At 71.8% G+C, this 19,806-nt stretch carries 16 protein-coding genes; 14 read left to right on the plus strand and 2 right to left on the minus strand.

Features of this window, described 5'->3' with window-relative positions; translation table 11 throughout:
• Nucleotides 1-93 precede the first annotated feature (93 nt).
• On the plus strand, nucleotides 94-1,110 hold the full coding sequence (locus tag MMA15_RS21290) for a thiamine-phosphate kinase (RefSeq protein ID WP_241061722.1): 1,017 nt from the start codon (nucleotides 94-96) through the stop codon (nucleotides 1,108-1,110).
• 318 nt (nucleotides 1,111-1,428) lie between these two features.
• Nucleotides 1,429-2,376, plus strand: a complete 948-nt coding sequence (gene thiD, locus MMA15_RS21295; RefSeq protein ID WP_241061723.1) for a bifunctional hydroxymethylpyrimidine kinase/phosphomethylpyrimidine kinase — start codon at nucleotides 1,429-1,431, stop codon at nucleotides 2,374-2,376.
• 288 nt (nucleotides 2,377-2,664) lie between these two features.
• Here thiD and rpmB read toward each other — a convergent pair whose 3' ends face one another.
• Nucleotides 2,665-2,850, minus strand: a complete 186-nt coding sequence (rpmB, locus tag MMA15_RS21300; protein WP_028435377.1) for a 50S ribosomal protein L28 — start codon at nucleotides 2,848-2,850, stop codon at nucleotides 2,665-2,667.
• 416 nt (nucleotides 2,851-3,266) lie between these two features.
• Between rpmB and MMA15_RS21305 the strand changes: the two genes are divergently transcribed.
• The 9 genes from MMA15_RS21305 to mutM all read left to right on the plus strand — a co-directional run bounded on the left by MMA15_RS21305 (nucleotide 3,267) and on the right by mutM (nucleotide 13,987).
• On the plus strand, nucleotides 3,267-5,192 hold the full coding sequence (locus MMA15_RS21305; protein ID WP_241061724.1) for a DAK2 domain-containing protein: 1,926 nt from the start codon (nucleotides 3,267-3,269) through the stop codon (nucleotides 5,190-5,192).
• 275 nt (nucleotides 5,193-5,467) lie between these two features.
• Nucleotides 5,468-8,581: a helicase-related protein gene (locus MMA15_RS21310; protein WP_241061725.1), complete on the plus strand. Its 3,114-nt coding sequence runs from the start codon at nucleotides 5,468-5,470 to the stop codon at nucleotides 8,579-8,581.
• 106 nt (nucleotides 8,582-8,687) lie between these two features.
• Nucleotides 8,688-9,293 carry a 16S rRNA (guanine(966)-N(2))-methyltransferase RsmD gene (gene rsmD, locus MMA15_RS21315; RefSeq protein ID WP_241061726.1) on the plus strand — a complete coding sequence of 202 codons (606 nt, stop codon included), beginning with the start codon at nucleotides 8,688-8,690 and terminating at the stop codon, nucleotides 9,291-9,293.
• A gap of 53 nt (nucleotides 9,294-9,346) precedes the next feature.
• Complete coding sequence (coaD, locus tag MMA15_RS21320) at nucleotides 9,347-9,826, plus strand: pantetheine-phosphate adenylyltransferase (RefSeq protein WP_241061727.1); 480 nt, start codon at nucleotides 9,347-9,349, stop codon at nucleotides 9,824-9,826.
• Nucleotides 9,827-9,920: 94 nt separating this feature from the next.
• Nucleotides 9,921-11,090 (plus strand): cell division initiation protein, encoded by a 1,170-nt coding sequence (locus MMA15_RS21325; RefSeq protein WP_241061728.1) that lies wholly within the window; start codon nucleotides 9,921-9,923, stop codon nucleotides 11,088-11,090.
• 203 nt (nucleotides 11,091-11,293) lie between these two features.
• Nucleotides 11,294-11,848 carry a YceD family protein gene (locus tag MMA15_RS21330; protein WP_241061729.1) on the plus strand — a complete coding sequence of 185 codons (555 nt, stop codon included), beginning with the start codon at nucleotides 11,294-11,296 and terminating at the stop codon, nucleotides 11,846-11,848.
• Between the two features lie 2 nt (nucleotides 11,849-11,850).
• The gene (rpmF, locus tag MMA15_RS21335; protein ID WP_028433405.1) at nucleotides 11,851-12,024 is read left to right on the plus strand and encodes a 50S ribosomal protein L32; all 174 of its coding nucleotides are present in this window, start codon (nucleotides 11,851-11,853) and stop codon (nucleotides 12,022-12,024) included.
• A 19-nt stretch (nucleotides 12,025-12,043) separates the two neighbouring features.
• A complete protein-coding gene (gene rnc, locus MMA15_RS21340) occupies nucleotides 12,044-12,874 on the plus strand; it encodes a ribonuclease III (RefSeq protein WP_241061730.1) in 831 nt (276 codons plus the stop codon).
• 195 nt (nucleotides 12,875-13,069) lie between these two features.
• Nucleotides 13,070-13,987, plus strand: a complete 918-nt coding sequence (mutM, locus tag MMA15_RS21345) for a bifunctional DNA-formamidopyrimidine glycosylase/DNA-(apurinic or apyrimidinic site) lyase (protein WP_241061731.1) — start codon at nucleotides 13,070-13,072, stop codon at nucleotides 13,985-13,987.
• On the opposite strand, the gene MMA15_RS21350 is transcribed toward mutM, so the two are convergent.
• Nucleotides 13,981-14,787, minus strand: a complete 807-nt coding sequence (locus MMA15_RS21350; RefSeq protein ID WP_241061732.1) for a CAP domain-containing protein — start codon at nucleotides 14,785-14,787, stop codon at nucleotides 13,981-13,983. The genes mutM and MMA15_RS21350 overlap by 7 nt on opposite strands.
• 343 nt (nucleotides 14,788-15,130) lie before the next feature.
• Between MMA15_RS21350 and MMA15_RS21355 the strand changes: the two genes are divergently transcribed.
• From MMA15_RS21355 to smc, 3 genes are all read left to right on the plus strand, one after another.
• Nucleotides 15,131-15,394, plus strand: a complete 264-nt coding sequence (locus MMA15_RS21355; protein ID WP_241061733.1) for an acylphosphatase — start codon at nucleotides 15,131-15,133, stop codon at nucleotides 15,392-15,394.
• A 304-nt stretch (nucleotides 15,395-15,698) separates the two neighbouring features.
• The gene (locus tag MMA15_RS21360; protein ID WP_028435389.1) at nucleotides 15,699-15,911 is read left to right on the plus strand and encodes a hypothetical protein; all 213 of its coding nucleotides are present in this window, start codon (nucleotides 15,699-15,701) and stop codon (nucleotides 15,909-15,911) included.
• 282 nt (nucleotides 15,912-16,193) lie between these two features.
• Entirely contained in the window at nucleotides 16,194-19,772 is a 3,579-nt protein-coding gene (gene smc, locus MMA15_RS21365) for a chromosome segregation protein SMC (RefSeq protein ID WP_241061734.1), read from the plus strand.
• Nucleotides 19,773-19,806: the final 34 nt, after the last annotated feature.

The raw sequence follows: 19,806 nt of genomic DNA on the forward strand, positions 1-19,806 counted from the left end.
CAGCACAGCCCGTGACGGCGGATCGACGCCGTCGGCGGCGAACAGGACCGGTGCGGGGGCCGGGCAGAGGGAGACAGGCGAAAGGGCGCAGCGATGCATCTGAGCGGGGAGTACCGCGGCGGCCGGCCGCGGACGCCCGGCACCGTCGGCGAACTCGGAGAGTTCGGCCTGATCCGGGAGTTGACGTCCCGGCTGCCCACGACGCCCGCCGTACGCGTCGGGCCGGGCGACGACGCGGCCGTGGTCTCCGCGCCCGACCGCAGAGTCGTCGCCACGACCGACATCCTGCTGGAGGGGCAGCACTTCCGGCGCGACTGGTCCACGGCGTACGACGTGGGCCGCAAGGCCGCCGCGGAGAACCTCGCCGACATCGCGGCGATGGGGGCCGTGCCCACGGCGCTGCTGCTGGGGCTGGTCGTCCCCGCCGAACTCCCCGCGAACTGGCCCACGGAACTCATGGACGGCATCCGCGACGAGGCGCAGGTGGCCGCCGCGGCCGTCGTCGGCGGAGACGTCGTGCGGGGCGCGACGATCACCGTCTCCGTCACCGCACTCGGCGATCTGCGCAACAGGGAGCCGGTCACGCGCTCAGGGGCCAGGCCCGGCGACGTGGTGGCGGTCACCGGCTGGCTGGGCTGGTCCGCGGCGGGGCACGCGGTGCTCTCGCGCGGATTCCGCTCGCCTCGCGCGTTCGTCGAGGCGCACCGGCGGCCCGAACCGCCGTACCACGCGGGCCCGGCGGCGGCGGAGCTCGGCGCGACCGCGATGACGGACGTGAGCGACGGCCTGGTGGCCGACCTCGGTCATGTCGCGGTCGCCAGCAAGGTCCGTATCGATCTTCGTTCACGCGATCTCGACGTGCCCGCGCAGATGTCGGACATCGGCAGGGCGGTGGGCGTCGATCCGCTGCACTGGGTGCTCACCGGCGGCGAGGATCACGCACTCGTGGCCACGTTCCCGAGCGATACGAAACTCCCCGCGCGCTGGCGGAAGATCGGCGAGGTGCAGGCACCTGCCGCGCAGCCGCAGGTGACCGTGGACGGTGCGCCGTGGGAGCGGGCCGGTGGCTGGGACCACTTCGGCAGCGACGGGAGCGGCGACGGCACCTGAGCGCGTCCGTCTGGCGTCCGCCGGGCGTCCGTCTGACGTGGGTCCGGGTCCGGGGTCCGGGCTCCGCGAGCCCGCGCGGCGCGTGTGTGCTCGTAAGACCCCTGGTGTGACTGGGAGTTGGGGCGGTTCCGTGGCAGTGCGGTCCCGGTCCGCTCCGGGGTGGGGGAGACGGGATTCGCGGTGCGCGGTGGGGGTTCGTGGTTCGCGGCTCGCGGTTCGTGAACCCTCAGGTACGCCGGGTGCCCAAGTCCCCTTGTCCGCGGGAGCGTCGGTCCCGGGCCTCGTGTGTTTCCTGGACGTACGACTACGTTTGTGCGCATGGAGACGAATGCCGCACGCGAGACGAGTGCCGCCCGCGAACGGAGTGCCGCGCACCCCGCGCCGCCCAGGGTGCTGACCGTCGCCGGTTCGGACTCGGGCGGCGGGGCGGGCATCCAGGCCGATCTGAAGACGATGCTGGCGCTGGGCACTCACGGGATGAGCGTCGTGGCCGCGGTGACCGCGCAGAACTCCCTGGGCGTGCAGGGCTATTGGGAGCTTCCGGCGGAGGCCGTGCGTGCGCAGTTCCGCAGCGTCGCCGACGACATCGGCATTGAGGCCGCCAAGACCGGAATGCTGGCGTCCGCCGAACTGGTCGAGACCGTGGCCGAACTCCTCGCGGAACTGCGGGCTCCCGTGGTCGTGGACCCGGTGGGCGTCTCCAAGCACGGCGACTCGCTGCTCGCCCAGGACGCGCTGGACTCCGTACGCACCAAGCTCCTGCCGACGGCCACGGTCGCCACCCCCAACCTCGACGAGGTCGCCCAGCTCACCGGCGTACGGGTCAGGGACGAAGCGGGCCTGAGGGAGGCCGCGGCGGCGGTGCTGTCGTACGGGCCGCGATGGGCACTGATCAAGGGCGGTCATCTGGGGGCGGACGACGGGTCCGACGACGGGGGCGGCGGTGCGGACGGCCGAGGTGCAGGCGGCCGAGGTGCGGGCGGCCATCGCCGGGACTCGCACGACACGGGCGGCGAGGCCGTCGATCTGCTCACGAACGGCGACGAGGAGCACTGGCTGCGGGCACCGCGCTACGACAACCGCCATACGCACGGCACCGGTTGCACCCTCGCGAGCGCACTCGCGGCGGGCCTGGCGCGCGGCCTGTCCGTACCGGAGGCGGCGCAGGCGGCCAAGGAGTATGTGACGGGTGCGATCGCGGCCGGATTCCCGCTGGGGGCGGGCCTGGGGCCGGTGGACCACGGTTGGCGGCTGCGGGGGAGCTGAGTCCGGTGCCGGTGCCGGTGCCGTAGCCGGGGTCAGGATCGTGACCGGGGCCGGTCGGGACCGGGCTTCGGAATCGCCGCCCCTGCATGGCAGTTGGGGCCGCGGGCAGGCGGAGTCCATGTGGGCAGGTACGCGAGAAGCCGGTCCGTCGTCGTGACGGACCGGCTCCGTAAGCAACCAGCGAGGTGGCCGCGCAGTCGGCGCCTCGTCAGCGCCGGTTGAGGGCGCCTTCCGGGCCCCAGGGCCCAGGACGAGGGCGCCGCCCGGGCCGCGGAGGCCCAGGCGGAGTCAGCGCGAGACCTTGCCGGCCTTGATGCACGAGGTGCAGGCGTTGAGGCGCTTCGGCGTCCCGTTGACCACTGCACGGACGCGCTGGATGTTCGGGTTCCAGCGGCGCGGGGTGCGGCGGTGCGAGTGGGAGATGCTGTTGCCGAAGCCCGGCCCCTTGCCGCAGACGTCGCAGTTGGCAGCCACGGGTCACTCCAAAGACTTCAGATGCATGTACGGAAAATCCCGGCGACGCAGGCACAGTGAGCGACCGGCACTGCCAGGGAATGATTGACGCCCGATACTCATCAGGCAACCGGGGCAGCATACAACGCCTGCTCATCAACAGCGAAACCAGCCCATGAGCGCTCCCGGGCGCTCTGGCCCCGGCTGCCCGGCACCGTCCCACCATCGGCACCTCCTGCGGGTTCCGCTCCGCATGCCTGCGGTGCTCTCATCTAGCCTTCGGTAGCCGTAGCCGTAGCCGTAGCCGTAGCCGTAGCCGTAGCCGTAGCCGTAGCCGTAGCCGCAGCCGCAGCCGCAGCCGCAGCCGTCCGTCGTGCTCGTCGCGGACGGGGCCCGTGCAGGCCGTAGACGGGACACAGACCGGAGGAGGTCCTCACGTGCCGCAGCCGTTCGACTCCGCGGTGGTGCGGGAATGGATCGCGTCCGCCCTGGACGCGGTCGGCGAAGGGCGTGCGGAGATCGACGCGATCAACGTCTTCCCGGTGGCCGACGGCGACACCGGCACCAACCTCCACCGGACCCTGGACGCCGCCGCGCAGGCCCTCCACGGCGAACCGGACGGCGGCGCCGACGGCGCTTCCCGGCGGTCCGAGGAGCCGCCCGGCTCCGCGGCGCCCGCGCTGCGTGCCCTCGCCCGGGGTGCGCTGCTCGGCGCGTGCGGCAACTCCGGCACGATCCTGGCCCAGCTACTGCGCGGCATGGCCGAGGTCTACGGCGCGGACCAGGACGTGGACCCGGACGCGGACCGGGGCGCGGACCTCGACGTGGACCCCGACCTGGACCCGGACGCGAGGGATGCGGGCGGGGGTGCCGAAGTCCCGGGCGGGGGGCGGCTGTTGGCGGAGGCCCTCCGGCGGGCAGCCGAGTCCGCGTACGAGGCCGTCGCCCGGCCCGTCGAGGGCACGATGCTCAGCGTCGCCACCGCGGCGGCCGAGGCCGCGGTGCGTACCGTCCGCGACGACCCGGGGGCGGACGCCGCCGCGGTCGCGCTCGCCGCTCACGACCGTTCGCGGGAGGCGCTGTCCGAGACCACGGACCAGCTCGATGTGCTGCGCCGTGCCGGTGTCGTGGACGCGGGCGGCAGCGGCCTGGTCGCCGTGCTCGGCGCGCTGGCCGACGCCCTCGCAGGCGGGGTCGCCGACGGCGGCGCCTCGCGGCGCGCACGCCGTACGGACGCACGCTCAGCGGGAACCGGCGGAGGCTCCGATTCCGAGGGCGGCCGGTCACCCGAGGGCGGCCGGTCACACGGCGTCGGCCGTTCGCCGGGCTCGGAGGCGGGCGACGCCGGGGACGGCGGCGGGGCGTACGAGGTGATGTATCTGCTCGACGCCGACGACGGCGACGTCGCGGCCCTGCGGGAACGCCTCGACGAGTTGGGCGACTCGCTCGTCGTCGGCGGCGGTGACGGCCTGTGGAGCGTCCATGTGCACGTCGACGACGCCGGAGCCGCGGTCGAGGCGGGCGTGGGCGCGGGCAGGCCGCACCGCATCCGCATCACCCACCTCACGAGGGCCGCCACGGGCGAGCACTGCGCCCCTGAGCCCGCCGGGCACCCCGGGAGCGGGGCGGACGCCGAAGACCGCGAGGAGCCCCCACACGGCCGCGCCGTGGTGGCCGTGGTCAACGGCGACGGCCTTGCCGGGCTCTGCGAGGAGGCGGGCGCATCGGTCGTACGGGCCAAGGAATTGACCGGCGGCGAGCAGGGCGATGAGCGCGGGGAGGGCGGCGAGGGCCGCGACGGCGGACCTCTGACCGCCGTCGTGCGTGCGACCGGTGCGGCGGAGGTCGTGCTGCTGCCCAACGACGGTGATCTGCACGCGGCGGCAGCACGTGCGGCCGAGGAGTCGCGTGCCGCCGTACCTGAGCTACGGGTGGCGGTCGTGCCGACCCGTGCGGCCGTGCAGGGCATAGCCGCGCTCGCCGTACACGATCCGGAACGCCGCTTCGACGACGACGTGGTCGCCATGACGAACGCGGCCGGTGCGACCCGTTACGGCGAAGTGGCCGTCGCCGAACGGCGGTTCTGGACCATGGCGGGCGTCTGCGAGGCCGGGGACGCGCTCGGTCTCGTGGAGGACGACGTGGTGGTGATCGGCGACGACGTCGCCGCGACGGCCGCGGAGGTGCTGGAGCGGATGCTCTCGGCGGGCGGCGAGCTGGTCACGCTCGTCGTCGGCGAACACGCGCCGCGCGGGCTCGCGGAGCGGCTGGAGGAGCAGGTGCGCAGCCGCCATCTCGCGGTCGACACGGTGGTCTACGAAGGCCGTGGGCACTCCTCGCTGCTGCTCATCGGCGTCGAGTGAGCCGGGCGTCCGCAGCGTGAGCAAGCCGGAACGGTATCCCGCCCGGGAGCGGGCACGTACGGGCACGTACACGATCGCCGTTCGTAGACGCGCAACCGCAAGGACGCGGAACGGAAGCACGCCGGAACCGCAAGGACGCCGGAACCGCAAGGACACCGGAATCGGAAGGACGCCGAGCCGGAGAGCCCCCGGCGCACCGCACACGCGTAGATCCCACCCGGCCCCTCCGCCACACCCGTTCTGTCAGCGCGATGGTGTGCAATGGGCTTGTGTCCGTGACGCTCGACGAATCCCTGAAGAAGCATCTGGGCGGCAGCACCGCGAAGGTGCTCGCCGAGCACCTCGACCTGCACACGGTCGGCGACCTCCTCCACCACTACCCCCGGCGGTACGAGGAGCGCGGCCAGCTCACGCGCCTCTCCGACCTCCCGCTGGACGAGCATGTGACGGTCGTCGCGCAGGTCGCCAAGTCCAGGGTGCATACGTACAACCGCGGCAAGGGGCAGCGCCTGGAGGTCGTTCTCACCGACGGCAGCGGCCAGTTGCAGCTCGTCTTCTTCGGACGGGGCGTCTACGCCCCGCAGAAGGACCTCCAGCCGGGCACGCGGGCGATGTTCGCGGGCAAGGTCGGGATCTTCAACGGCCGCCTCCAGCTTGCCCATCCGCAGTACGAGAAGCTCGGCGCCGAAAGCGGAAGCGAGGACGTCGACGCCTTCGCCAACAGGCTGATGCCGATCTATCCGGCAGTCGCGCAGATGGCGTCCTGGAAGATCGCCAAGGCGGTCGGCATGGTGCTCGCGTCGATGGAGGCCACCGGCTGGGACGGACTCGTCGACCCGCTGCCCCCGGCGGTACGGGAGGAGCGGCGGCTGATCACGCTGCCGGAGGCGTTCGAGAAGGTGCACAGGCCCCGCTCGAAGGCGGACGTCGCGGAGGCACGCGACAGGCTGAAGTGGGACGAGGCGTTCGTCCTCCAAGTCGCCCTCGCCAGGCGCAGGGTGGCCGAGGCACGGCTGCCCGCCGTCGCCCGCGTCCCCGTCGAAGGCGGCCTGCTGGACGCCTTCGACGCGAAGCTGCCGTTCACCCTCACCGAGGGGCAGCGCCACGTGAGCCGTGAGATCTTCGACGACCTCGCCGCCGAACACCCCATGCACCGCCTCCTCCAGGGCGAGGTGGGCTCCGGCAAGGCACAGCCGCTGGACGCCCTCGTGCTCACCCCGGGCGGCTTCCGCGAGATGGGCCGTATCGAGGTCGGAGACGAGGTGATCACGCCCTCCGGGGAGCGGGCGCCGGTCGACGGAGTGTTTCCCCAAGGGGAGCGCGACGTCTGGCGGTTGACTCTCTCCGACGGCAGCAGCGTGGAGTGCGACGACGAGCATCTGTGGCTGGCGGGCACCGCCGGCGCCTGGCGCAGGGGAGAGGCGCCACGGGTGCTGACCACGCGGGAGATCCGTAACGACCTCGCCTCGGCGGGGGGTTCGCCGAAGTGGTGTCTCCCGCAGGCCGTTCCCGTGGATCTCGGCGCTCCCGCGCAGGCCGAAGGTGATCCGTACGCGACGGGCCGCAGGTGCGGCGGGCCCGGCAGGCACAGCCCTGTCCCGCGGGAGTGCAAGGAGGACTCCCTCAAGAACCGACTCGCCCTGCTCCAGGGCCTGTTGGACGCCGGTGCGGACGAGGAGCGTGCGCCCCGCGGGGTGGACGCGGGCGCAGAGGAGGAGCGCCCCGTGGTCTTCCGCTCGGCCTCACGGACCCTTGTGGAGGACGTGGCGTGGCTGGCCCGTTCGCTGGGAGGCCACGCGCGGATCACGCCGGAGCGGCGCTCGGAGCCGCCCGTGCGCCCCGGCGGACACCCCGGTGAGCAGGACGCCGCACCGCCCGCCGGGCCTCCCGCCGAGTCACGAGTCGAGGTGCTGCTGCCCGCCGAGTACGCCCCGTTCCGTTCGCCGAGCCGCACGTCCGGCCGCGCAGGGCAGGCCACGGACCCCGAGTCGCTGCGCCGCCATGTGCGGGCGGCCGAACCCGTGGGCCGCAAGCCCGTGCAGTGCATCAGCGTGCGCCACCCCGAACACGCCTATGTCACCGACCACTTCACGGTCACCCACAACACCATGGTGGCCACCCGCGCGATGCTCAACGTCGTCGACGGCGGCGGCCAGGCGGCGCTCCTCGCGCCCACCGAGGTACTCGCCCAGCAGCACCACCGCTCCGTCACGGGCATGATGGGCGAGCTGGCCGAAGGCGGGATGCTCGGCGGCGCGGAGCAGGCCACGAAGGTCGTGCTGCTCACCGGCTCGATGGGTGCGGCGGCACGCCGCCAGGCCCTGCTGGACCTGGCCACGGGCGAGGCCGGCATCGTCATCGGCACCCACGCGCTCATCGAGGACAAGGTCCGCTTCCACGACCTTGGTCTCGTGGTCGTCGACGAGCAGCACCGCTTCGGCGTCGAGCAGCGTGACGCCTTGCGGGGCAAGGGAGTTCAGCCGCCGCATCTGCTGGTGATGACGGCCACGCCCATTCCCCGCACCGTCGCCATGACCGTCTTCGGCGACCTGGAGACCTCCGTACTGGACGAGCTTCCGGCGGGCCGTTCGCCCATCGCCAGCCACGTCGTGCCCGCGAGGGACAAGCCGCACTTCCTCGCCCGCACCTGGGAGCGCGTAAGGGAGGAGACAGAGGCCGGTCACCAGACGTATGTCGTCTGCCCCCGCATCGGCGACGAGGAGGAGCCCGCGGCGGGCAAGTCCTCCGGCGCCGAGGACGGGGACGACGCGGGGCGACCGCCGCTCTCCGTGCTCGACACGGTCGCCCGGCTGCGCGAGGGACCGCTGGCGGGGCTGCGCGTCGAGGCGCTGCACGGGCGGATGCAGCCCGACGCCAAGGACGAGGTCATGGGCCGCTTCGCCCGTGGCGAGGTCGACGTCCTCGTCGCCACGACCGTCGTCGAGGTCGGCGTCGACGTGCCCAACGCCACGGTCATGGTCGTCATGGACGCCGACCGCTTCGGCGTCTCCCAGCTCCACCAGCTACGCGGACGAGTCGGCCGAGGCTCCGCGGCGGGCCTGTGCCTGCTGGTCACGGAGGCACCGGAGGCGGGCCCGGCACGGGCACGGCTGGAGGCCGTGGCGGGCACTCTCGACGGCTTCGAGCTGTCCCGCATCGACCTGGAGCAGCGCCGCGAGGGCGACGTGCTGGGGCAGGCGCAGTCGGGGGTCCGTACGTCGCTGAGGATGCTCGCGGTGATCGACGACGAGGAGATCATCGAGGCCGCACGCCAGGCCGCGAACTCCGTGGTCGCCGACGATCCGGAGCTGGAGCGGCTGCCCGCACTGCGTACGGCGCTGTCGGCGCTCCTCGACGAGGAGCGCGAGGACTACCTGGACAAGGGCTGACGGGACCGGCGGGCCGCTGCCCGCCGTGGGATCCTCGGTTCCGTCGGCGGACCGCGCCCCCCACTACCCCCCCCCGCACACCCCACCAGAGACGAAGGGCACTCCCATGACGCGCGTGATCGCAGGAGCCGTCGGCGGACGGCGGCTGACCGTGCCGCCCGGCCAGGGCACGCGCCCCACCTCCGACCGTGCGCGCGAGGGGATGTTCTCAAGCTGGGAGGCCCAGTTGGGCGCCTCCGGCGCGGACGCCTGGCGCGGCAGACGCGTACTCGACCTCTACGGCGGTTCCGGAGCCGTCGGCCTGGAGGCGCTCTCGCGCGGCGCCGCGCACGTACTGCTCGTCGAGTCGGACGCCCGAGCCGCCCGCACCATCCGGCAGAACGTACGCGCCCTCGGGCTTCCCGGCGCCGAGGTGCGGCACGCGAAGGCCGAGCAGACCGTCGCGGGGCCCCCTCCCTCGGACCCGTACGACGTGGTCTTCCTCGACCCGCCGTACGCCATGACGGACGAACACGTGCGCGAGATTCTGCTCACACTCCGCTCCGGGCACTGGCTGGCCGGCGAAGCGCTCGTCACCGTTGAGCGCAGTACTCGCGGCGGGTCGTTCCGCTGGCCGGAGGGGTTCGAGGGGCTCAGGTCCCGGCGCTACGGCGAGGGAACGCTCTGGTACGGTCGCGCCGCCGCAAGCGGAGGCGCCCCCACACCATGCTGAACTCCGCGGACACCCCACAGACCCCCCAACGTCCGGAGAGCGAGGAACCACCAGTGCGTCGCGCAGTCTGTCCGGGATCCTTCGACCCCATCACCAACGGACACCTCGACATCATCGCCCGCGCCTCCAAGCTCTACGACTCGGTCTACGTGGCCGTGATGATCAACAAGTCGAAGCGGGGGCTGTTCTCCGTGGAGGAGCGCATCGACCTCATCCACGAGGTCACCGCCGCCTTCGGCAACGTACGCGTGGAGGCGTTCCACGGACTCCTCGTCGACTTCTGCAAGGACCGCGACATCCCCGCCATCGTCAAGGGGCTGCGCGCCGTCTCGGACTTCGACTACGAGTTGCAGATGGCCCAGATGAACAACGGCCTCTCCGGCGTCGAGACGCTCTTCGTACCTACCAACCCCACCTACAGCTTCCTCTCCTCCAGCCTCGTGAAGGAGGTCGCCACCTGGGGCGGCGACGTCTCCCACCTGGTGCCGGAGCCGGTGCAGCGGGCGCTGACGGCGCGGCTGGCGAAGCCCTGAGCGCCGTGTCGAGCGCTCCACCGGCCGGGCCCGCGATCGCCGAGTAGGGCCATCCGCTGTCGAGTCGAGCGCCACTGGCCGTACAGTCACTTCCGTGGACGTTCAGCAGAAACTCGACGAGATCGTGACGGCGGTGGACAGCGCTCGCGCGATGCCCATGTCGGCGTCGTGCGTGGTGAACCGGGCCGAACTGCTCGCCATGCTCGAAGAAGTGCGCGAAGCACTGCCCGGTTCGCTCGCACAGGCGGAGCAACTGCTCGGCGGGCGCGACCAGATGGTCGCCGAGGCTCAGGCCGAGGCGCAGCGGATCATCGAATCCGGGCACGCGGAGCGCGGTTCGCTGGTCTCCGGCACGGAGGTGGTCCGCCAGGCGCAGGCCGAGGCCGAACAACTCCTGGCCCAGGCACGCCAGGAGGCGGCGGAGATCCGCGCCGAGGCCGACGACTACGTCGACAGCAAGCTCGCCAACTTCGAAGTCGTGCTGAGCAAGACGATCGACTCGGTCGAGCGCGGCCGCGAGAAGCTGCTCGGCAGCGGACCGGGCTCCGAGGAGTGGAACGAGGAGTACGCCGAGGACGCTCCCGAACGCTCCACCGATCCGCAGGAGTTGAGGGACCGGGCCGACAACTACGTGGACGCCAGGCTCGGTTCGGTCTCCGCGGTGCTCTCCAAGACGCTGGAGGCCGTGGGCAGGGGCCGCTCCAAGCTGCTCGGCCACCGTCCGTCCGACGAACTGGGAGCACACATGGCGGCACAGGACGCCGCCGAGCAGAGCGTGCACACCAGCGACGCGGACTTCATGGCCGACCTGGCCGCCCTCGGCCAGGGCCAGAGCCCGCCCGCGGCACCGGCACCCCCGGCGCCCGTCCCGCAGGCTCCCGCACAGCCCGGCTACGAGCCCGTCGCGAGCGGCGCCGATCCGTACGCCGCACAGGCGCAGCAGGCGCAGCAGGACGCGTACTACGGCGGTCAGGACGCCTACGCCTACCAGCAGCAGCAATACGCCTACTACGGCCAGCAGCAGCCCGATCCGTACTACGCGCAGCAGGCCCAGCTCCAGCAGGGCCAGACCTACGGCGGCCACCCGCAGGCGCACCCCCAGAACCACCCACAGGCCCACGGCGGGCAGCAGCTCGACGAGACCAGCTTCTTCGACACGAGCATGATCGACCTGGACCAGGTGCGCGAGTACGAGGCCCGCCACGGCGCCTCACCGGGAGGCCCGGGGAACGGGCACGGCCAGGGCTACGGCCAGGGCGGCTGAGACGGCCGGATCTCGATTGGGCCGCTGCGCGACGGTCCAGTATCCTGGCTCTTCGGTCACGCGCACATGGCGATGACTGCTGTCCGGAGATCCACCGCCGGGCGGCGCCGCACCGTAGAAAGCAGGAAGTTCTGAACGCCCGCCTCGACCCCCGAGCCCCCCTCGTGTTCGACACACGGGAGCTGGGGCGGCGGCCTGGCGCGATGAAGGAGCTCTCCCGCTCGGTGAAGTCTCCCGGCGACCTCGGAGTCGAGGTCATCGGGGTTCCCGACGGCGCGACGATCGAGCTCGACCTCCGTCTGGAGTCGGTCATGGAGGGGGTGCTCGTCACGGGCACCGCCCGTGCGCCGCTCAAGGGGGAGTGCGTAAGGTGTCTGGAGCCGCTGGAGCAGGAATGCGTGGCGGACTTCCAGGAGTTGTTCTCCTATCCCGACGCCGACGACCGGAGCCGCCCCACGGCGGAAGCCGGCGACGACGCCGAGGAGGAGGACACATTCTCCATCGAGGGCGACTGCTTCGACCTCGAACCCGTGCTGCGGGACTCGGTGGTGCTGGCACTGCCGTTGCAGCCGGTGTGCCGGGAAGACTGCCCCGGGCTGTGCGCCACATGCGGCGCACGTCTGGCGGACGACCCGGGACACGATCACGATGACGCCGTCGACATCCGTTGGGCGGCACTGGAGGGACTCGCCGAATCCATGAAGGACGGCGAGAAGGACGCGCCCCGCGAAGCCGGGGATGACTCACAGGAGAAGTAGCCGTGGCTGTTCCGAAGCGGAAGATGTCGCGCAGCAACACGCGCCACCGCCGGTCGCAGTGGAAGGCTGCGGTCCCCACCCTGGTGAAGTGCGAGCGCTGCCAGGAGCCCAAGCAGCAGCACATCGCGTGCCCGAACTGCGGCACCTACAACAAGCGACAGGTCCTCGAGGTCTGATCGGCTGGTGACAGGCTCCATGTCAGACGCTCCCCATGGAAGCGCTGACCGTCGCGGCAAGAGCCACAGGGCGGCAGCAGCGGCGGATGTAGTGGACCAGGCCTCGACCCACGCGACTCTGGAAGGGCGGCTCGGGTACGAACTCGAGCCCGCCCTTCTGGTGCGTGCGCTGACGCACCGTTCGTACGCGTACGAGAACGGCGGTCTGCCTACCAACGAACGCCTCGAATTCCTCGGCGACTCCGTCCTCGGTCTCGTCGTCACCGACACGCTCTACCGCCTGCACCCCGACCTCCCGGAAGGGCAGCTCGCGAAGCTGCGCGCCGCCGTGGTCAACTCCCGCGCCCTCGCCAAGGTCGCCCGGGGCCTGGACCTGGGGGCCTTCATCCGGCTCGGCCGGGGCGAGGAGGGCACGGGCGGCAGGGACAAGGCCTCGATCCTGGCCGACACCCTGGAGGCCGTGATCGGCGCCGTCTATCTCGACAAGGGACTCGAGGCGGCGGGCGAACTCATCCACCGGCTCTTCGACCCGCTCATCGAGCAGTCCTCCAATCTGGGCGCCGGCCTGGACTGGAAGACCAGCCTTCAGGAACTCACCGCCGCCGAGGGCCTGGGCGTCCCGGAGTATCTGGTGACGGAGACGGGCCCCGACCACGAGAAGATCTTCACGGCTGCCGCCCGCGTCGGTGGTGTCGCGTACGGCACCGGCACCGGCCGCAGCAAGAAGGAAGCGGAACAGCAGGCGGCGGAGACGGCCTGGCGGGCGATCCGCGAGGCCGCGGACGCCGCCGCGTCGCCCGGGAACGACGCCTCGGGCGCCTCGACGGACGCCACGGCCTCCTCGTCGTAGGAACGGCGGCGTCGCAGGACCGCCCGCAGGACCCCCGACTCTCAGGACCCCCGACTCTCAGGACCGACTGCCCGCGGGACCGCCGGCGTCGCATGGGACCGAAGACGTCGCCGCCCGGTCCCGTCCCCCTGAGGCGCGACCCTTCGGAACACCCGGCGCGCCCGCCGCCGGGGCCCGCCCACGTGAGGAGAAGCCGTGCCCGAGCTGCCAGAGGTCGAAGTGGTCCGCCGCGGGCTGGAGCGCTGGGCGAGCGGCCGTACGATCGCGGACGTCCAGGTCCTCCACCCCAGGTCCGTACGGCGGCACACCCCCGGCGCGGAGGACTTCGCCGCGAGGCTGCGCGGCCATCGCTTCGGACCCGCACGGCGGCGCGGAAAGTACCTGTGGCTGCCGCTCGACCCCGGCTTCTGCGTGCTGGCCCACCTCGGCATGAGCGGCCAGCTCCTCATCCAGCCCGCCGGCGCCCCCGACGAGAAGCATCTGCGCATCCGCGTCACCTTCGACGACACCGAAGGCGGCGAGCTGCGCTTCGTCGACCAGCGGACCTTCGGCGGGCTCTCCGTACACCCCGAGTCCGTGGCACCCGGCGCGGGCGCGCTCCCCGACGTGATCGCCCACATCGCCCGCGATCCGCTGGACCCGCTCTTCGACGAGGGGGCGTTCCACTCGGCGCTGCGCCGTCGCCGTACGACGATCAAGCGGGCCCTGCTCGACCAGTCGCTGATCAGCGGAGTGGGCAACATCTACGCCGACGAGGCCCTGTGGCGCGCCAGACTGCACTACGAGCGCCCCACCGCGTCGCTGACCCGCCCCCGCACCACGGAGCTGCTCGGCCATGTACGCGACGTGATGAACGCGGCGCTGGCCGCCGGAGGCACCAGCTTCGACAGCCTCTACGTCAACGTCAACGGGGAGTCCGGCTACTTCGAGCGGTCACTCGACGCATACGGGCGCGAGGACGAGCCCTGCCGGCGCTGCGGCACCCTGATGCGCCGCCGCCCGTGGATGAACCGCTCCAGCTACTTCTGCCCGACATGCCAGCGCCCGCCGCGCCCGCGGTCCACGGTGTCCGTGGCGCCGGGGCGGGCGGGCAAGCCGGCCGTCTCTCAGTAGCCGAAGTCCTGCGTCCACCAGGGGCCGTCGTCGTCGATGTACTCACCGACGCCCATGGTCCGGTACTCGCAGTTGAGGATGTTCGCCCGGTGCGACGGGCTGGCCATCCAGTCCTCCACCACGCTCTCCGGGCTCTCCTGACCGCGGGCGATGTTCTCGCCGCCCAGGTCGAGGATGCCGAGGTCCTCGGCACGGTCCCAGGGGCTGGAACCGTCGGGCGCCAGATGGCTGAAGAAGCCCTCGATCGCCATCTCGCGGCTGAAGTCCCCAGCCAGGTCAGAGAGTTCCTTGCTGGCCTTGAGGGGCTTGCAGCCCACGTCCTCGCGCTCGTCGTTGACCAGCGCCAGTACGTCGGCCTCGTCGCGGGTGGTCTTGCCCACCGGACGGGAGGCACCCTGGGAGTTGCCCGCGCCGGAACCCTGGGCCTTGCCCTTGCCGGAGCCGTTGTCCGAACCGCCTCCGCTGCCCTGGCCGTTGCCCGCGCCGGAACCCTGGTTGTTCCCGTCGCTCTGGCCGTCCCCGGGGGCGGGACGCTGCGAGTCGTTGCCGCCGCCCGGCTCCGACGGCTGCGAGGAACCCGGGTCCTGATTGCCGGGACGGGAGGTGTCCGGCGGTACGTTGCCGCCCTGCGAGCCTCCGTCGCCGATCGGGTCCTCCGAACCGCCCTCAGGCGCGGGCACGTTCGGCTTTGACGACTGGTCGGGAGGACCACCGGCCTCGACGTCGCTGTACTGAGTCCCGGCAGTACCTCCGGGCTGGGGAACCACTGTGGAGGCGACGGCCACCGCACCCATTGCCATCGCCGCGGACGCTCCCAGGAGTCCCGCCCGTGCCGAGAACCCGCCCCGCTGAGGAGTGGGGGGGATCGGCCTGCGGTGCGAGCCGCGCTGCCGAGCCGCCATGTCGTAGGTGACGACCGGCTCGGGAGCGTGGGAAACACGTCTGTGACGGCCCATCTCAGAAAGTCCTCACATGTTCGGCTTTCGAAGCCTCCCCCGAACGGGTGAAGCTTGTTGCGCGGGACTTTACGGCATGACAGAGGGGGCGCATGTGCCGACCGAGGAAATGTCCGGATAGCGTGCGGCCATGACTTCGGGTAATACGAAGCCGGGTGACAATAACGCGTCAGCAGTCCCCGCGCGCATGACGGCCTGGGTGCGCGGCCGGGTCCAGGGGGTCGGCTTCCGCTGGTTCACGCGGGCCGCCGCTCTGCGTATCGGCGGACTCGAGGGCTTCGCCGTGAACCTCGGCGACGGACGGGTCCAAGTGGTCGCCGAGGGACGGCGCCCGCAGTGCGAACAGCTCCTGGAGTGGCTGCGATCCGGCGACACGCCCGGGCAGGTCGACGGCGTCACGGAGATCTGGGACCGGCCGCGTGGCGGCTACAACGGCTTCGCCATTCGATGATCCAAACCGGTTGCCATTCGGGGCTGACCATGCAAGGCTGCCGCCACGAGTGGTTGAGAGTGATCTTCACGCCCCCTGCGGGCCGCCGTCTCCGGCGTTCGAGCGCCGTCGAGCAAGGGCCGCCCAGGGCCGCGGGGTGTGATCGTGTTGACCGTCAAACCTTTTGGTGAGAAGCTTGAAGTCCCCCGCAACCGGACTGATTGCTCCGGAAAAACAAGTTCAGAAGTGGTACAGCGGGCGCGATTTTTTCCCTCACGACCAGCCACCACTCGGGTTGGTCACTCAGTGTGGAGGACCATCGATCATGGCAAAGGCGCTTCTCGGTTACGTCGGCGGCTCCGACCCCCGAGTCCTCGCCGAGATGCGACGGCTTCAGCAGCGTGTCCAGGACCTGGAATCCGAACTCGTACGGATGCAGGCCGAGAACGACGCTCTGTCCGCCGCCGCACGGCATCAGGACTCGATGCTCGAAGGAATCGACATCGACGTACACCAGGCAGAGCCTGCGCTGACCTGACTCGACCCGCTCCCGGGCCGGGCCTTGCGTACAGGCTGCCGCTCATGAAATCCGCGAGGGACGCTTCGGCGTCCCTTCGTTGTTTCCAGGTCCTCAGTATCCAGGTCTTCCGGGTGGCCTCTTCCTCCACCACCTCGTGTGCTGTGGGCAGTTGGCGCGCGCTTACCGACTGATGTGCCCATGGCCTGACGCGGTGAAACCGAATGGAACCGGCGGGAGTTCGCCGCGCTCGGTGCCCGTCCCGGACAGGTGCGGGCGGCAAGTGGACTAGAGTCCGACGGCGTGCATCTGAAGAGCCTGACACTGCGGGGATTCAAGTCCTTCGCCTCCGCCACGACGCTGCGTTTCGAGCCCGGCATCACCTGCGTCGTGGGTCCCAACGGCTCCGGCAAGTCGAACGTCGTGGACGCCCTGTCGTGGGTGATGGGGGAGCAGGGCGCCAAGTCGCTGCGCGGCGGCAAGATGGAGGACGTCATCTTCGCCGGTACGACCGGGCGTCCGCCGCTCGGCCGTGCCGAGGTCTCCCTCACCATCGACAACGCCGACGGCGCCCTGCCCATCGACTACTCCGAGGTCACCATCACGCGGATCATGTTCCGCAACGGGGGCAGCGAGTACCAGATCAACGGCGACACCTGCCGGCTGCTGGACATCCAGGAGCTGCTGTCGGACTCCGGGATCGGCCGCGAGATGCACGTCATCGTCGGGCAGGGCCAGCTCGACGGCGTACTGCACGCCGACCCCAACGGGCGGCGTGCCTTCATCGAGGAGGCCGCCGGAGTCCTCAAGCACCGTAAGCGCAAGGAGAAGGCGCTGCGGAAGCTGGACGCGATGCAGGCCAACCTCGCCCGCGTGCAGGACCTCACCGACGAGCTGCGGCGCCAGCTCAAGCCGCTCGGCAGGCAGGCCGCCGTCGCGCGCAAGGCGCAGGTCATCCAGGCCGACCTGCGGGACGCCAGGCTGCGGCTCCTCGCGGACGACCTGGTGACGCTGAAGGAGGCCCTGAAGTCGGAGATCGAGGACGAGGCCGCGCTGAAGGAGCGCAAGGACGCCGTCGAGGCACGGCTGAAGGACGCGCTGCGCCGCGAGGCCGACCTGGAGCACCAGGTACGGATGCTGACGCCGCGTCTGGAGCGGGCGCAGCAGACGTGGTACGAGCTTTCGCAGCTCGCGGAGCGGGTGCGCGGCACCATCGGACTCGCGGACCAGCGCGTACAGCATGCGGCGGCCGAGCCGGTCGAGGAGCGGCGCGGACGCGACCCGGAGGACATGGAGCGCGAGGCCGTACGCATCCGTGAGCAGGAGGCGGAGCTGGAGGCCGCGCTGGAGGCGGCCGAGCGGGCGCTGGACGACACCGTCTCGCACCGGGCCGAGCTGGAGCGGCAGTTGCAAGAGGAGGAGCGGCGCCTCAAGGACGCCGCCCGCGCCATCGCCGATCGCCGCGAGGGCCTTGCGAGGCTGCACGGACAGGTCAACGCCGCCCGCAGCAGGGCCGCTTCGGCGCAGTCCGAGATCGACCGGCTGGCCACGGCGAGGGACGAGGCGCAGGAGCGTGCCGCCGCGGCGCAGCAGGAGTACGAGAGTCTCCAGGCAGAGGTCGAGGGGCTGGACGAGGACGATACGCAGCTCGCGGAGCAGCACGAGGCCGCCAAGCGTGAACTGGCCGACGCGGAGGCCGCGCTCTCCGCGGCGCGTGAAGCCGTCACCACTGTCGAACGGGAGCGTGCGGCGACCTCCGCACGCCATGACGCGCTCGCCCTGGGCCTGCGCCGTAAGGACGGCACGGGCGCGCTGCTGTCGGCGGGCGAGGCGCTGAGCGGGCTGCTGGGCCCCGCTGCCGAACTGCTCAGCGTCACCCCGGGGTTCGAGGTTCCCGTGGCGGCGGCACTGGGCGCCGCCGCCGACGCCGTGGCCGTGGCGGACACCTCGTCGGCCGCGGACGCGCTGCGGCTGCTGCGCAAGCACGACGCGGGCCGGGCAGCGCTGCTGCTGGGCTCCGCCGCCTCCGGGCCGGGGGAGGAGCCCTCCGGGTCCGCACACGGCGGCGACGGCGGGCCGACCCCGGCCGCACATCTGGTGACCGCCCCGGCCGAGCTGATGCCGGCCGTACGAAGACTGCTGCGGGACATGGTGGTCGTCAGAACGCTGGAGGACGCCGAGCAGGCCGTCGCCGACCGGCCCGGCACGGTGGCCGTGACCGCCGAAGGCGACGTACTCGGGGCCCACTTCGCGCACGGCGGCTCGGCCGGAGCGCCCAGCCTCCTGGAGGCGCAGGCGTCGGTGGACGAGGCCGCCGCGGAGCTGGAGGAACTGGCGTCCCGGCACACGGAGTTGAGCGAGCAGCAGGAGCAGGCGGCGGCACGGCGCCGTGAATGCGCGGCACTCGTCGAGGAGTTGGGGAAGCGGCGCAGCGCGGCCGACAAGGAGAAGTCGCAGATCGCCGGGCGCCTCGGCACGCTGGGCGGGCAGGCGCGTGGGGCGGCCGGCGAGGCCGAACGCACGGCCGCCGCGGTGGCGAAGGCCGAGGCCGCTCTGGTACGGGCGAACGAGGAGGCCGGGGAGCTGGCGGAGCGCCTGTCGGTGGCCGAGGAGGCGCAGCAGGACGAGGACGTCGAGCCCGACACCTCCCTGCGCGACCGGCTCTCCGCCGACGGCGCCAACGCGCGGCAGACCGAGATGGAGGCCCGCCTCCAGGTGCGTACGCACGAGGAGCGGGTCAAGTCGCTGGCGGGGCGGGCGGATTCGCTCGACCGTGCGGCGCGTGCGGAGCGTGAGGCGCGGGCCCGTGCGGAGCGGCGGCGCGCCCGTATGAGGCACGAGGCGGAGGTCGCCGGGGCGGTGGCCTCCGGTGCGCGGCAGCTTCTCGCACATGTAGAGGCGTCCCTGGAGCGTGCACAGGAGGAGCGCGAGTCGGCGGCCCAGGCCAAGAGCGAACGTGAGCGCGCGCTGACCGCCGAACGCAACGAGGGCCGCGAACTCAAGGACGAACTCGACAAGTTGACCGACTCGATGCACCGGGGCGAGGTGCTGGGCGCCGAGAAGCGCATGCGGGTCGAGCAGTTGGAGACCAAGGCGCTGGAGGAGCTGGGCGTCGAGCCCGCGGGGCTGATCGGCGACTACGGTCCCGACCAGCTCGTACCGCCGTCCCCGCCCGCCGAGGGCGAGGAGCTGCCGGAGGATCCGGAGCATCCGCGCAACAAGCCGGTGCCGTTCGTACGGGCGGAGCAGGAGAAGCGGCTGAAGGCGGCCGAGCGCGCCTATCAGAAGCTGGGGAAGATCAACCCGCTGGCGCTGGAGGAGTTCGCGGCGCTGGAGGAGCGCCACCAGTTCCTCAGCGAGCAGTTGGAGGACCTGAAGAAGACGCGCGCCGACCTCCTACAGGTCGTGAAGGAGGTCGACGAGCGGGTCGAGCAGGTCTTCACCGAGGCGTACTACGACACGGCCCGGGAGTTCGAGGGCGTCTTCTCGCGCCTCTTCCCCGGCGGCGAGGGCCGCCTCGTGCTGACCGACCCGGAGAACATGCTCACCACGGGCGTGGACGTCGAGGCCCGGCCTCCGGGCAAGAAGGTCAAGCGGCTCTCGCTGCTCTCCGGCGGAGAGCGTTCGCTGACGGCGGTGGCGCTGCTGGTGTCGATCTTCAAGGCGCGCCCCAGCCCCTTCTACGTGATGGACGAGGTCGAGGCGGCGCTGGACGACACCAACCTCCAGCGGCTGATCGGTCTGATCGAGGAGCTGAAGGACAGTTCGCAGCTCATCGTGATCACTCATCAGAAGCGCACGATGGAAGTCGCCGACGCGCTCTACGGCGTCTCCATGCAGGGCGACGGCGTGACGAAGGTCATCAGCCAGCGGCTGAGTTGAGCCCCGGCCTGCGGCTCCGTAGGTCCCAACGGGG

Origin of the sequence: Streptomyces marispadix (assembly GCF_022524345.1) — a bacterium.
In the GTDB taxonomy this organism is placed as follows: domain Bacteria; phylum Actinomycetota; class Actinomycetes; order Streptomycetales; family Streptomycetaceae; genus Streptomyces; species Streptomyces marispadix.